The sequence below is a fragment of the Ignatzschineria cameli genome (assembly GCF_003121895.1).
GTDB classification, from domain to species: Bacteria; Pseudomonadota; Gammaproteobacteria; order Cardiobacteriales; family Wohlfahrtiimonadaceae; genus Ignatzschineria; species Ignatzschineria cameli.
This window is the reverse complement of the sequence record NZ_QEWW01000006.1, coordinates 14,009-27,495: the sequence shown is the minus strand read 5'-3', so window position 1 is coordinate 27,495 and position 13,487 is coordinate 14,009. Positions and strand designations below refer to the sequence as shown.

General features: G+C 43.4%; 16 protein-coding genes. 6 read left to right on the top strand and 10 right to left on the bottom strand.

Annotated elements, in window-relative coordinates:
- The first annotated feature begins 1 nt into the window (after nt 1).
- Nucleotides 2-1,165 (top strand): glutathionylspermidine synthase family protein, encoded by a 1,164-nt coding sequence (locus DC077_RS08205; RefSeq protein ID WP_109202029.1) that lies wholly within the window; start codon nt 2-4, stop codon nt 1,163-1,165.
- A gap of 149 nt (nt 1,166-1,314) precedes the next feature.
- Here DC077_RS08205 and DC077_RS08200 read toward each other — a convergent pair whose 3' ends face one another.
- A complete protein-coding gene (locus DC077_RS08200) occupies nt 1,315-1,755 on the bottom strand; it encodes an RrF2 family transcriptional regulator (RefSeq protein ID WP_109202030.1) in 441 nt (146 codons plus the stop codon).
- Between the two features lie 184 nt (nt 1,756-1,939).
- Between DC077_RS08200 and cysK the strand changes: the two genes are divergently transcribed.
- Entirely contained in the window at nt 1,940-2,875 is a 936-nt protein-coding gene (gene cysK / locus DC077_RS08195; RefSeq protein WP_109202031.1) for a cysteine synthase A, read from the top strand.
- A 101-nt stretch (nt 2,876-2,976) separates the two neighbouring features.
- Here the strand turns inward: cysK and DC077_RS10685 are convergent, their stop codons facing one another.
- The 7 genes from DC077_RS10685 to DC077_RS08175 all read right to left on the bottom strand — a co-directional run bounded on the left by DC077_RS10685 (nt 2,977) and on the right by DC077_RS08175 (nt 7,816).
- Nucleotides 2,977-3,165, bottom strand: a complete 189-nt coding sequence (locus tag DC077_RS10685) for a hypothetical protein (protein WP_133243433.1) — start codon at nt 3,163-3,165, stop codon at nt 2,977-2,979.
- Entirely contained in the window at nt 3,159-3,347 is a 189-nt protein-coding gene (locus DC077_RS10680) for a hypothetical protein (RefSeq protein WP_133243432.1), read from the bottom strand. Before DC077_RS10680 ends, DC077_RS10685 begins: the two co-directional genes overlap by 7 nt.
- The gene (locus DC077_RS10675) at nt 3,341-3,523 is read right to left on the bottom strand and encodes a hypothetical protein (RefSeq protein WP_133243545.1); all 183 of its coding nucleotides are present in this window, start codon (nt 3,521-3,523) and stop codon (nt 3,341-3,343) included. Before DC077_RS10675 ends, DC077_RS10680 begins: the two co-directional genes overlap by 7 nt.
- A gap of 40 nt (nt 3,524-3,563) precedes the next feature.
- The gene (locus tag DC077_RS08190) at nt 3,564-4,598 is read right to left on the bottom strand and encodes an ATP-binding protein (RefSeq protein ID WP_162297644.1); all 1,035 of its coding nucleotides are present in this window, start codon (nt 4,596-4,598) and stop codon (nt 3,564-3,566) included.
- 1 nt (nt 4,599) lies between these two features.
- Entirely contained in the window at nt 4,600-5,274 is a 675-nt protein-coding gene (locus DC077_RS08185; protein ID WP_109202033.1) for a response regulator, read from the bottom strand.
- Nucleotides 5,271-6,974: a phosphoethanolamine transferase gene (locus tag DC077_RS08180; protein ID WP_109217930.1), complete on the bottom strand. Its 1,704-nt coding sequence runs from the start codon at nt 6,972-6,974 to the stop codon at nt 5,271-5,273. The genes DC077_RS08185 and DC077_RS08180 overlap by 4 nt, the downstream gene beginning before the upstream one ends.
- Before the next feature lie 194 nt (nt 6,975-7,168).
- The gene (locus tag DC077_RS08175) at nt 7,169-7,816 is read right to left on the bottom strand and encodes a MarC family NAAT transporter (protein WP_109217929.1); all 648 of its coding nucleotides are present in this window, start codon (nt 7,814-7,816) and stop codon (nt 7,169-7,171) included.
- 233 nt (nt 7,817-8,049) lie between these two features.
- Between DC077_RS08175 and DC077_RS08170 the strand changes: the two genes are divergently transcribed.
- The 4 genes from DC077_RS08170 to DC077_RS08155 all read left to right on the top strand — a co-directional run bounded on the left by DC077_RS08170 (nt 8,050) and on the right by DC077_RS08155 (nt 11,555).
- A complete protein-coding gene (locus DC077_RS08170) occupies nt 8,050-8,976 on the top strand; it encodes a tyrosine-protein phosphatase (protein WP_157953517.1) in 927 nt (308 codons plus the stop codon).
- Nucleotides 8,977-9,200: 224 nt separating this feature from the next.
- The gene (gene modA / locus DC077_RS08165) at nt 9,201-10,001 is read left to right on the top strand and encodes a molybdate ABC transporter substrate-binding protein (protein WP_109202037.1); all 801 of its coding nucleotides are present in this window, start codon (nt 9,201-9,203) and stop codon (nt 9,999-10,001) included.
- 83 nt (nt 10,002-10,084) lie between these two features.
- Nucleotides 10,085-10,858, top strand: coding sequence for an ABC transporter permease (locus DC077_RS08160; protein WP_233146840.1), 774 nt, complete (start codon nt 10,085-10,087; stop codon nt 10,856-10,858).
- Nucleotides 10,845-11,555 (top strand): ABC transporter ATP-binding protein, encoded by a 711-nt coding sequence (locus DC077_RS08155; protein WP_109217927.1) that lies wholly within the window; start codon nt 10,845-10,847, stop codon nt 11,553-11,555. Before DC077_RS08160 ends, DC077_RS08155 begins: the two co-directional genes overlap by 14 nt.
- Before the next feature lie 237 nt (nt 11,556-11,792).
- Here the strand turns inward: DC077_RS08155 and DC077_RS08150 are convergent, their stop codons facing one another.
- Together DC077_RS08150 and DC077_RS08145 are read right to left on the bottom strand one after the other, a co-directional pair.
- Nucleotides 11,793-12,245 carry a hypothetical protein gene (locus DC077_RS08150; protein WP_109217926.1) on the bottom strand — a complete coding sequence of 151 codons (453 nt, stop codon included), beginning with the start codon at nt 12,243-12,245 and terminating at the stop codon, nt 11,793-11,795.
- 162 nt (nt 12,246-12,407) lie between these two features.
- Nucleotides 12,408-13,352 carry an NYN domain-containing protein gene (locus DC077_RS08145; protein ID WP_109202040.1) on the bottom strand — a complete coding sequence of 315 codons (945 nt, stop codon included), beginning with the start codon at nt 13,350-13,352 and terminating at the stop codon, nt 12,408-12,410.
- Nucleotides 13,353-13,487: the final 135 nt, after the last annotated feature.

Here is a 13,487-nt window from a genome sequence, read left to right as displayed (position 1 = left end):
GATGAAACGCATTCCCATTACTGAACGCCCCCATTGGCAACAGCAGGCTGAAGAGTTTGGTTTCAATTTCCACACCATGTATGGCGAACGCTATTGGTGTGAAGATTTCTACTACCAATTTGGGCTTAAAGAGATTGAGCTGATCGAATCGGCGACAGAAGAGCTTCATCAGATGGCGCTCAAAGCGGTGGAGCGAGTCGTTAAAAGTGAGAAATTACTAGAAAGATTTCAGATTCCACCACAAAGTTGGCGCTTTATTCGTGACTCTTGGGAACAGAATGCGCCGTCACTCTATGGCCGCTTCGATTTTGCTTACGATGGCGCTGGGCGTCTTAAGCTTTTAGAATATAATGCCGATACGCCGACCTCACTCTATGAGAGCGCTTTCTTCCAATGGCTCTGGTTAGAAGATCAGATCGAAGCGAAGAACCTCCCTATGGTAGCGGATCAATTCAATAGTATTCAGGAGCAATTGATCTCGCGATTTTCTGAACTTCGCGCTTATCATCAGGTTGAACTTCTTCACTTTAGTTGCTGTCAAGATTCTGAAGAGGATCGAGGCACTGTGGAGTACCTTGAAGATTGTGCGCAAGAAGCGGGATTAGCGACCCAATTTCTCTATATTGAAGAGATCGGAATTAATAGTGAACTGGAATATACCGATTTAGAGGATGATCCGATTAGAGCGATCTTCAAACTCTATCCTTGGGAGTTTATGTTAGGCGAGGATTTTGCGAGTTATCTCGATATGAACAAAACGCTCTGGCTTGAGCCAGGTTGGAAAGCGATTCTCTCTAACAAGGCTCTCCTACCACTATTGTGGGAGATGTTCCCCGATCATCAATACCTGCTTCCGACCTATTTTGCCGATGACCCCAAGGCTAAAACCTTAAGTAGCTACGTTAAAAAACCGCTCTTCTCTCGAGAAGGGGCAAATGTGGAGATCATTACAGAAGGTCAAGTATTAGAGAGTGCTGATGGCCCTTACGGTATTGAAGGCTCAATTATTCAAGCCTATGAACCACTCCCTGTTTTTGATGGTAATCATGTTGTTGTCGGCAGTTGGGTTGTGGGCGATAGTGCTTGTGGACTCAACATTCGAGAAGATCACTCTCGTATCACTCAGGATCTCTCTCGCTTCTATCCACATGCGATTATTGGTTAGTCGATTTTAAAAATCATAAAAAGAGAAATGCGCCTTACAGGGCGCATTTTTTATGAATAACCTCTAAGAAGGTTTGTAAGCTGCGAGAGTCTACTATTGCACTCTTGTCACCACTGCATGCCCGCAGATTGGCATTTTCGATACCGAGGTTAGAGATAATACATATAGTTACCCTCTTCCTCCTGTGCTTCTAAGGCGATATCGGATAACTTAATATTGGTTAAAATCTTCATCAATCCATCACTCATCGGGCGATAAACCTGTTCAATAAGGGCGCGTTCAATATTGTGCGCCGTTGCTTCAACCGTTGAATCATTCTCTGTAAAGAGCGCTGGCTCAACACTATTTAAAATATCGTAAAGTGTGATCTCTTTCGGTGGGCGCATTAGGTAATATCCACCCTGCGCACCTTTAATCGAACCGACAACCTCACCGCGACGGAGCTCTGAGAAGATTCGCTCAAGATAGATTTTGGAAATCTCTAAATCTTCAGCAATTTCTAAAACTGTTGTGACAGGCTGAGACTCATGGACGAGTGCCATCTTCACAAGCGATGCTAAAGCATAACGCGATTTTGCAGATAACTTCATAGAAACTCCTCAATACAATATTAATTGACAACTATTTCCAGATCCTGATACTCTACAGGATATAGAGTAAACATATAATAATGGTATGCTTATCATTCGTCAATAGCAGTTTTCTTTTATAAGCGCGATCTGCATCTACAAGCACCTTATAAGCAACCATTGATTGTCTCAAGGAGAAGAGAAGATGACAAAAATTTATGAAAGTTTAACTGATCTTATCGGCCATACCCCACTTTTAGCATTTAACCGTTTTTCAAAATCGAAAGGTTTAAAAACGCCGATCATTGGGAAATTAGAGTATCTCAATCCTGCTGGAAGCGTTAAGGATCGTATCGCATATGCGATGATCGACACGGCTGAAAAAGCGGGCATCTTAAAACCGGGTGCGGTCATTATTGAACCGACAAGTGGTAATACCGGAATCGGGCTTGCTTCTGTTGCTGCGGCAAAGGGGTATCGTATCATCTTAACAATGCCGGAAACAATGAGTATCGAGCGCCGCAATCTGCTTAAGGCATATGGTGCCGAGTTAGTGCTCACCGAGGGTGTTAAAGGGATGAAAGGAGCGATTGCTAAGGCTGATGAGCTTACAAAAGAGATTGAAGGGGGCGTTATTTTAGGGCAATTTGTTAACCCGGCAAACCCAAAAGTTCATGAAGAGACTACCGGCCCTGAGATTTGGGAAGATACTGATGGCACGGTTGATATTGTAATCGCCGGCATCGGCACCGGAGGCACCATTACCGGTTTAGGTCGCTATCTTAAAAAGCAAAATCCTAATATTCAAATCATTGCGGTAGAGCCAGAGTCTTCACCTGTTCTTTCAAAAGGAGAAGCAGGTCCCCATAAAATCCAAGGAATTGGTGCCGGATTTATCCCTGATACGCTCGATACAGCGATCTATGATGAAGTTATTACCATCTCCGATAGTGGCGCATTTGAACTTGCTAAAGAGGTCGCAGCGACAGAAGGTCTATTAATTGGAATCTCTGCAAGTGCTGCAATGAAAGCGGCGCTCTCAGTTGCCCTTCGTCCGGGAAATGAGGATAAAAAAATTGTAGTGATTCTTCCTGATAGTGGTGAAAAATATCTTTCAACACCGCTCTTTGAAAAGGAATAATCATCCCCATATTAGAGTTACGGTATTTTATTCCTCCTTTAAATACCTACTTACTTTGGCCTAGTCTTATGACTAGGCTTTTTTTATCTCAAAAGAGGAGTTTAAAGAGTAAGAGAGTCAGTAGAGCCGCGGGAACCCACTATTGCACTCTTTTTACCACTGCATGCCCGCAGATGGGTGCTCTCAACTCCAAAACGATGTCGTAAAGATCGCCCTTTGCCGGCACACAATCGCTGGAAGAGCGCGATCGTAAGATCCGGCAATCGTTCAGCCTCTGTTAATCTCAACAAATAAGATGACTCATGGAGCCGCGGGAACCCACTATTGCACTCTTTTTACCACTGCCTGCCCGCAGATGGGTGCTCTCAACTCCAAAACGATGTCGTAAAGATCGCCCTTTGCCGGCATGCAATCGATGGAAGAGCGCGATCGTAAGATCCGGCAATCGTTCAGCCTCTGTTAATCTCAACAAATAAGATGACTCATGGAGCTGCGGGAACCGATTATTGCACTCTTTTTACCACTGCATGCCCGCAGATGGGTGCTCTCAACTCCAAAACGATATCGTAAAGATCGCCCTTTGCCGGCACACAATCGCTGGAAGAGCGCGATCGTAAGATCCGGCAACAGTTCAGCTTTTTTTCTCAACGAATAAACAGATCCACAAATTCATAGCGATCCCCACCGCCTATTGTGGAAAGAGGATACGAATCTGTAAACCTGATAAGTGATCATCTCGCTCTAAAAAGCGGATCTCACCATGATGAGCTAAAACTATCTTCTCTACAATATGAAGTCCTAAGCCAAAACCTTGCCGTGATCGATCTGCTCGATGAAAACGCGCCTTGAGCCGCTCTTTCTCCTCTCGAGGAATCCCCGGTCCGCGATCTTTTACCTCCAAAAGAATATCGCCATTCTCTGCGCGAGCGATGATCTCACTATACTCCCCATCGGCGGCATAGAAGCGAATATTATCGAGCAGATTCTTTAAAAGAAGATAGATCAGACTCGCATCACCTCGCATCATTAATCTCGCCGGCACACTCACCTTTAGAGGATGAGGAAAGTGAGGTTGATACTCCGCTAATAGAGGCTCGATCACCGTCTGAATCAGATCAAATTCTGCAACATTTTCTAGACGAAGCTGATAACTTGCTCGAGAGAATTGGAGCAGACGCTCGATCGTAATTAGAAGATCATCGATACGATTGATCAAAAGCTGCGTCTCAGGTTGCTCTTCCATCAACTCTAATGTTAGCCGCATGCCGGCAAGGGGCGTTCGTAACTCATGAGCAACATCGGCAGAAAAAGCCTTCTCATACTCAATCCGCTGCCCGATATTTTGCAAAAGCTGATTCACCTTCAATACCATCATCGCCATCTCTGTCGATGGCGTTGGTAACTCAATCGGTGTTAAATTAAGAGAGCTTCGCTGCGAGAGCTCCTCACTCAACCTTTCAAATGGAATGAGTAACCGCTGCGTTACATAACGAATCGATAAGAGCGCACCGATCAAAATCAGAATAATAAAGAGCGTCAGCGCGATTAAGATCTCTTTAGCTTCATGCCGCATCGCATCAACCTTCTCCGCATCACTTAAACCATGATCGGTTAAGATCTCAATCTGCTCCCCTACTTCATAAGCCACCAATGCGATAATTGTTAACCCTGAAATTAAGATGATCCCCGTTAATGCCAAAAATAATCTGCGCTTGATCCCCATACTATCCTCGAGTCTCATCGATCAATTGATAACCAAAACCGCGCACCGTCTCTATGCGCTCCCTCCCCACCTTCTGTCGCAATCGATGGATATAGACCTCTAATGTGTTTGAACCTAATTGATCCTGCCAAGAGTAGAGATCCTGTTGCAGAAATTCTCGCGCAACAACCTGGCCATACTTTAAAAGAAGACGGGAGAGAATCAGATATTCGCGAACCGTCAGATCGAGAATATCCCCTTTTAAACGGATCTCTTTCTGCGTCAGATCGAGCTGAAAATCGGCAATCTCCAACTGATTATTAGCAACCCCACAATGGCGTCGAATAATCGCCCGGAGACGCGCATAGAGCTCTGCTAAGGCAAAGGGTTTTAGAAGATAATCATCCGCACCAGCATCTAGACCGATCACCCGATCATCGACCGTATCTCGCGCTGTGATAATGAGAATGGGAAGCTGATTCTCCCGCTGACGAAGATCTGAAAGAAGTGTTAATCCATCTCCATCAGGAAGCCCCAAATCGAGCAAAATAGCGCTATAGTGACTCTCTTCAACCGCTAAAAAGGCTCTTGCCTCCTTGAGCGTTTCTGCACTATCGACCACATAATCCTCCTTAAGTAAGGCGCGCTCTAACCCTTGTTTTAAGAGTGGATCATCCTCGACAATTAATAGCTTCATAATATTTGGCATCCTTTAAAGAGATTCATCGATTCATCATAAACTGCCGTCTCTACCGAGAGCAAGCCAAGAAGGGAGTGGAAGAGATTATCTTGTGACAATGCCGCCTCTTCTGCCATCTGCTGCAAGCATGCTTGGGATAATTGTTGTTTTTGGTAAAAGTTGGAGTCGGCCCAAAAGATCATTGGCACCTGCTTCTGCTCCATCGGGGCAATCGCATAGGGCGCGCCATGGAGATAGAATCGATTCTCCCCTAAAGATTCACCATGATCCGAAAGATAGAGCATCGCCGTCTCATATTCGCCGGAAAAACGCTTCAAAAGGGCAATAGTCTCCGCTAAAACATAATCTGTATAGAGGATCGTATTATCATAGACATTCTCTAAGGCAACTTGATCACAGGTCTCTATCTTATTGGTATCGCAACTCGGGGTAAATTGTCGAAACTGCTCTGGATAACGCTGATAGTAAGTTGGCCCGTGACTGCCATTCATATGCAGAACAATCACCAAATTCTCATCATGATCACTTTGCGCGGCGATATAATCCTCCAATCCCGTTAAAAGATATTGGTCATAATAGAAACCGGTCACCGATTTTGGCAGATCGAGATACTCCTCAACATATTGAGTCGGAATGCGATCACAAACGCCTTTACAGCCATTATCATTCTCTCGCCAGAGTAATTGATAGCCCGCTCGTTGTAAGATATCGAGAAGATTCTCCTCCTTACTCGCGCGCACTTTATCAAAATTTTCCCTTGTTAAACGGGAGAACATACAAGGAACAGAGATCGCGGTAGCGGTCCCACAAGCGGAGACATCTTTAAAGCTCACCAAATTGGGCTCTTGAGAGAGAAGCGGATTGGTCTCCTTCTGATAACCATTGAGGGAGAAGTTTTTACTCCGTGCTGTCTCACCGACCACCAAAATAAAGAGGCGCTTGCCCTGCTCTGAATCTGGATGTCTCGCAAGAGAAGCATCTTCCCCAATCTTCTGAAAAGGGAGATTATCAGCATAGACCTTCCGAGTATAAGAGAGTCCACTTGAGATATAGCTAAAGGGCATTGTTAGCTTTAAAAGTGGTCTATTATTGCGAAAATAGGAGGCATAATCCTTATAAAAGAGCGCTGCACTACCTAATAGCAGTAGCAGTGCGAGCCCAATTAAGAGTATTCGTTGAAGAAGAGAGCTTCCCACCTTTGTCCGACGTATCGGTAACTTCCAAACCACTAAAAAAGGGAGGCCTGCGCCAACAAGTAGCCAGATGAAGAGTTTCAGGCTAATCAGATTTACCACCTCGCCACTATTGGTCTCAATAATATTGATCAACATATCGCGATCCATATAGATCTGATAGTAGTAGGAGTAGTAATTAAAGAGCGTTGAGAAGAGAAAGATCAGAAAGAGCAGTGGCAACCGTAAGCGCCCCCATAAGAGGAGCGAGTAGAGAATCGTTGTAAGGCACCATAAGGTCAGAAAGAGGGAGAAGAGAAAAAATCCGCTCCAAGCGGAATCGAGAATCAAGCTCTCACTCACGCCGCGCCAAAAGACAATATTTTGGGTTAAGACTGAGATCAAGGCCGCAAATAGAATACCGACAAAGAGGGGAACGCCCTGCTTCGGTAGGTGTGCCTCTTGTACCGGCACTTGCCCGCCATCAGTTCCCCGTAAAGCGGATGTTACATCTCTGATAATCATAATGGAATAAGCCTCCTCTGAAGTAGAGGCTTAGTATAAAAATCGAAGCTTAATAAAACATTAAAAGAGAGCTGAAGGGAAAGCTGAAAGAGAGGCTGAAAAGGAAGCGTAAAAAAAGAGACGTCCGAATCGTCTCTTCTTAGGTTTTCTTGATTCTAATCCTGCAATTTGATCCTACGATCTGCTTTTCCGCTCTATCCTTGATACTGATGGATAATCGCCAATACGCCATTAATAATAAATTGAACGCCCATACAGACAAGGAGAAAACCCATCAACCTTGAGATCGCTTCAATCCCCTTCGCGCCTAACACTCGCATAATAGTGGCAGCGCTACGAAGCCCTATCCAGAGAAGTGCAGCAATCAAGAGTGCAACAATAGGTGGCGCCGCAAGATAGACAAATTCAGAGATATGGCTACTGGTATGAAAGGTTGAGCCGGTACTAATCACCAATGCAATGGTTCCGGGGCCTGCCGTTGCCGGCATCGCTAAGGGAACAAAACTGATACTACTACTCTTACCCGCCGATTCCACCTCTTCAGGCGCCTGCTTCGATGGAGGAAAGAGCATCATAAAACCGATAAAGGCTACAATCATCCCGCCGGCAATCTGTAGCCCAGGAATAGAGATTCCAAAAACCCCCATAATAAAGTGGCCGAGATACCATGTCGTCAAGAGTATCGCGAGTGTATAGAAAGCACTCTGAGAGGCGGTCTTTTTTCGCTCTTCAATGGACATGCGGCTCGATAAGCCGAGATACATCGCTATCGCCGTTAAAGGATTGGCCAATGGCAGTAGCATCATCACCCCAATTGAGACCACTTTGATCAATTCAATCATATAACTCCTTCATACTCTTTAAAAAAATCGATCAGAAAATTTGATCTAACGCTCTTTAATCTGCCTCAAGGATACCATCTCGCTCCTGAAGAAAAGAAAAAGTTATGCTTAAATAGATGCTTAAATTATTAGCGAAAATAGTTTTTATCACAAATTTTCCCGCTGCTGTTAAGAAGTTGTCATCTACTCTCCCTATAATTTGCGCATCCCAAACTTCAAATAAGGAGAAACAAATGAAAACTCACAGCGAGAGACAAATCCGACGCCATCAATGGTTAACACTCCTGCTACTTCAGACAGCATTAAGTATCCCACTCTCTCTTCAAGCGGCAGAAAATAGCACAACCCCAAGGGAGGAGATAATGCAGAAACAAGATTCCCATTCAAATGTTCATTCAAGCGCTATCCATTTTCAAAAGGTGGATAATTTTCGTGATGTTGCCGGCAATCAACAAGCTTACCAAAATGATCGTGGCGAAAAGTTACAACAGGGGCGACTCTATCGCGCAAATGCCCTTCTTCTCTCCCCGGAAGAGGCAGAAAAATTAGCCGCTCTCAATATCACCCATATCTACGATCTTCGCACTCCCGGCGAGATAGCGCTCCATCCCGATAGTGAGATCCCCGGCGCGAAGTGGCACAATATCAATCTCTTAGGTTGGGACGATATTGAGCCTGTCCGTGTAGGCTTTACCCAAAAGCCAGAGATCACAATTGCCGGTGCAGAAGAGATCTACCTTAACTTTGTTAATGATCCTATCACACGCGCACAGATCGGTACGCTTCTCACGGAAATTGCGCAAAATGAAGGGAATCAACTCTTCCACTGCTCCGGCGGTAAAGATCGAACGGGCTGGGTCTCTGCCCTATTGCAATATATTGCCGGCGTTTCTCAAGAGGAGATCGTGGCAGATTTCCTTGCTTCTAATGAGTATTCTCGCCACTCAATCACACAGAGCTTCAACAAAATGGCGACTGAAAAGGGTGTTGCCGCGGCAATTGCTTTCTCTCCCTTTTTAGGTGTGCAGGATGATTGGCTCTTGATGGCTTTTTCTGAAGCAGAGAACCAATATGGCTCCATCGATAACTATCTTCTCGAAGGCTTAGCCATCACGCCGGAAACACAAACAGCTTTGAGAAATAGACTCTTAATCCCATAGTTCAAAGATAAGAAGAGCGCTCAAAGTTCCTCTCAAGATGCGAATTTTTCGCGCTCTACCTCTTTAGGCTAATAGTGCTTCTATTAGCCTCTTTCTATAATAACGGGGGAATTTTTAACATTTAACTGTGCTAGATATTTTAGATCAAGGCTTTAGGTCAAGGGTTTAGATCAAGGATTGATCCATCATCTATGCACACGACCTATTATAGAAAGGGAACTAAGATGAATTTATTAAAGAGAGCACTAACCGTTACACTCCTCTCGCTTCTAAGCGTTACCGCTTTTGCCGCTGAGTCAATCTTTGTCTACTCTGGCGCGGGTTTAAAAAAGCCGATGGAGGAGATTGCGACACTCTTTGAAAAGGAGCATGATGCCACGGTTGAATTTAACTTTGCCGGCTCTGGGCAGCTTCTTGCACAATTAGAGACAACGCGCAAAGGCGATGCATTTATTGTGGGATCTGATGCAACCTATCTTGTGGCCCATAAAAAAGGTTTAGTGGGCGATGCTTACGCGATTTCACATCACACTCCGGCGATTGTGGTACTTAAAGGAAACCCGAAAGGGATTGAGGTTTTAGAAGATCTCGCGAAGCCAGGGATGAAGATTATTTTAGGAGATGCAAAAGCCAATGCGATCGGAAAGACCGCGCAAAATATCCTTCAGAAAAATCAGCTCGAGAAGATCAATGAAAATGTCGTCTCAACTGCAAATACAATCAATGAGATGGTCATGCAGATGGCACTTGGAAATGCTGATGCCACAATTGCGACCGTTGATGCCGTCTTTATGAATGATAATGTTGAAGTGATCGCAATCGATCCTGCCAAAAATATCGATCAGATCGTGACCGGCGCGGTAGTCACATCGAGCAAACAGCCACAATTAGCAAAAGCTTTTATGGATCTTGCCGCTTCTAATGAAGGAAAAGCGATCTTTGCTAAATATGGTTTCGCACCAGTGGAAGAGATCACTGTTGAGATTACATCAGAAGCGGATCAACCCGGATCGACCCAAAACTAATCCCCATTACGCTAATCGACCAATCAAACTAGAAAGATTGAGATTATGGAAAAAATCATGATGAGATCGATAGGATCACCATTGTGCGGCAGCTAATTTTCTATCTCATCGTCGCACTGATCACCCTCTTTATCGCAGCACCACTCTTTATGCTCGTTAAAGAGGGTTTTATTCAATTGCCTACGGCCTTAAAATCGCGCGAAGTGCAATTTGCTATCAAGATGAGTCTGATGACATCGATCACCTCAACTTTGATCTGCCTGCTACTTGCCGGACCTGTGGCCTATTTTCTCTCCCGCTCCTCACTGCGGCACTTCTTAATGCCGATTCTCTACCTCCCCTTAGCACTGCCCCATATTGTCTCTGGCGTTGCGCTTTTGCTTTTCTTCGGTTTTATGGGGATCGGAACCTGGCTCGATGAGTGGTTTAATCTCTCCTTTATCTTCACTAAAGAGGGGATTATTTTAGCGCAAGTTTTTGTTAATCTTCCCTTTGCCATTCGTCTTATTGTTTTAGGTTTAGCAAATTTAAATGAGAAGCAGCTATTTGTCGCAAGAACCTTAGGTGCATCAAGATGGCAATGTTTTCGCTATGTCACGCTACCTCTTTTAAAACCGACCCTTCTCTCAGTCATTGTGCTGACCTGGTCGCGGGCATTAGGGGAGTTTGGAGCGGTCATGATGGTTGCCGGTTCTACACGCCTTAAGACAGAGATTCTCCCTACCTCTATTATGCTCAATATCTCCACCGGCGATCTCGATCTTGCGCTTGCGATTGCTCTGATATTGATGATTATCTCGCTCCTCTGCTCTACTATCTTTGAGTATCTTCTAAAATCGAAATATGTTCACCATTAATCATCTTCATCTCGCGCTCTTTCAATTTGCGCTTCACGATATCTCCCTGACGCTAAAAAAGGGGGATTACTGTATTCTCCTAGGGCGCTCAGGCTCAGGAAAGACACTCTTATTAGAATCGATCGCCGGCCGTTATCCACAAGCGACCGGGGAGATCATCTTCAAGCAACAACGGATCGATCAATTGCCGCCGGAGAAGCGCAATATCGGCTTTGTCTATCAACACTATGAACTATTCGCCCATCTCTCAGTGTGGGAGAATATCGCCTTCCCTCTCAAAATGCGGGGCAAATCACCAGAAGAGAGTGCAAAATTGATCGATGAGATCTTAACGCTCTTAGGGATCACTTATCTTAAAAATCATGGCGTAGAAACCTTAAGTGGTGGTGAAAAGCAGCGAGTCGCCCTTGCAAGAGCCTTAATCGCCGAACCCAATATTTTACTGCTCGATGAACCGACTAGCGCACTCGATTATGTAACGCGCCACGAAATGCGCGATGTACTGAAGATGATCCATCAGCGATATGCGCCGATCATCCTCCACGTCACCCACGATATTAGCGAAGCCCTCGCACTCGCCACCCATATCGGCATTATGAAAAAAGGGGAGCTGAAACATTATCTTCCCACTGATCAACTCAATAGGGAGATTGCTAAGCGCGAGTTGTTTGAGATTTTGAAAGATCAAAATAGATAATACTCTTTGTAATCTACTTCGATCCTTCCATCTGAACTGTTGGGAAATTCCGAACATTGAAAGAGTACTTAATTCTTCTTTACTATCAGGAATCATATTTACTTTCGTTGAGCTATCATCAGGTTCATAAAAAATAAATTACGATACGAAATGATAAACTATGCAAGATCTACAGAGCGAATAGACCTTAAAAAATAGAGAGAAGGCACATCCTTATTTCAAACTGATTAAAAATAGCTAGCTACTACTAAACATATTAGTGATTAACCCAAGACTAATCATAATAAAAAAATAGAGGATCATCAGATAGATCCCTAAATAGGCGAATAACGGCAATAAGGTAAATTGCAACGCCGTGCCGATCGTACCATAGAGCCAATCGGTCTCCTTATAGTTAACCGCAGCTGTCAAGAGATACATAAGCAGGCCGATCCCCATCACCACAAGACCATTCAAGGTCTCCCGATTAACCTCTAATCCTAAAAACTCACTTCCCGTCCCGGTCAATGAGGATTGATACCACTTCAATCCGCCATAAAATATGGCAGCACCTATTCCCAAGAAACCCGTCGCTCCTAAGGTGAGAAATTGATAACCAAACTCATCTTCACAATGTTGATTAAAGAGATAGATCGCCCCCATAAAGAGCAAGATTCCTAAAATTACACCTAAAACAATTAATACCGTCATTATATTTTTACAAGTATGCTTTAAATAAATTAAAAATTGATTAACTAAAATTTCAAAATTAAATATCTTATTTTATCTATCTAAAAATTCAACAATGAAATAGCACAAGTGCCTTTTAGCCAAAACGAAAAGGCATAGCAACCCTATCAAAAAATAACATTATTACCAACTTGCTATTTTTTTCAAAAAAGAGGTTAAAGACCCACAACCAAATGCCTCTTTATAATGAAATCCTCTATCTTTAAATGCTTGACCTATTAGGTTTTTATCCAACAACTCCCCATCTTTTCCATCATGACTATATTTTTTGATAACTTCTCGCACTTCTTTAAGTTCACTTTTAGGTAATTTACAAGCAATATGGAGTATATTTTTTTGTCGATCCAGTCTAAATAGAAATATCGCTTCAATCAATTCTGATAATTTGGAATAACCATAGTTTCGGGCATCAAATTCAGGATCAATTTTATTAATATAAGCTCCTACAACGCCTAAGGAGACCCATCCCGTATCTTGATCATGTTCTTTAATAGCATTGCGAATCAACTTCAATAATGATAAATCTGACCTAAGAGAGATTTGATCCCAGACCTCTTTTTGACCTGTCTGAACAGAATTATTTTCACTATCTACGGGGCTCACAACACACTTAGTTGATGCTTCATCTCCAATCAGCAAATTATCAATAAATATATATTTATCACACGATCTACGAAATGCTTCTGGCGCTGACTGTTTACCAATCCCATAGACTTGAATACCATTTTTACGAATACGAGAAACTAGGCCAGTAAAATCACTATCGCTCGAAACAATACAAAATATATCAAATTGCTGACTATGTAATAGATCCATAGCATCGATCACCATCGCGATATCTGTCGCATTTCTATTACGGGTATAAGCAAACTGCTGAACGGCCACTAATCCATAACTTAAACATTTCTCTTTCCAACTTTTAAGTGCCGGAGAGCTCCAATCACCATAGACTTGCTTAACGTAAGATGTCCCATATTTGGCAACCTCTTCTAAAATAGCACCCATCAAGGTGTGAGATGTATTATCTGCATCGATTAATACAACAATATTTGGGGAACATACCGTCATAAATATGAATATGCCTTAAATTTAATAATAAAGAAATGAGATGGAATAATAGATCCTTTGCCCCCTCACTTTCTAAAGATCAATAGCGTTAAAAATATTCCTCTATTAATGCCATCTCTCCTTTTTTAGGCGGTT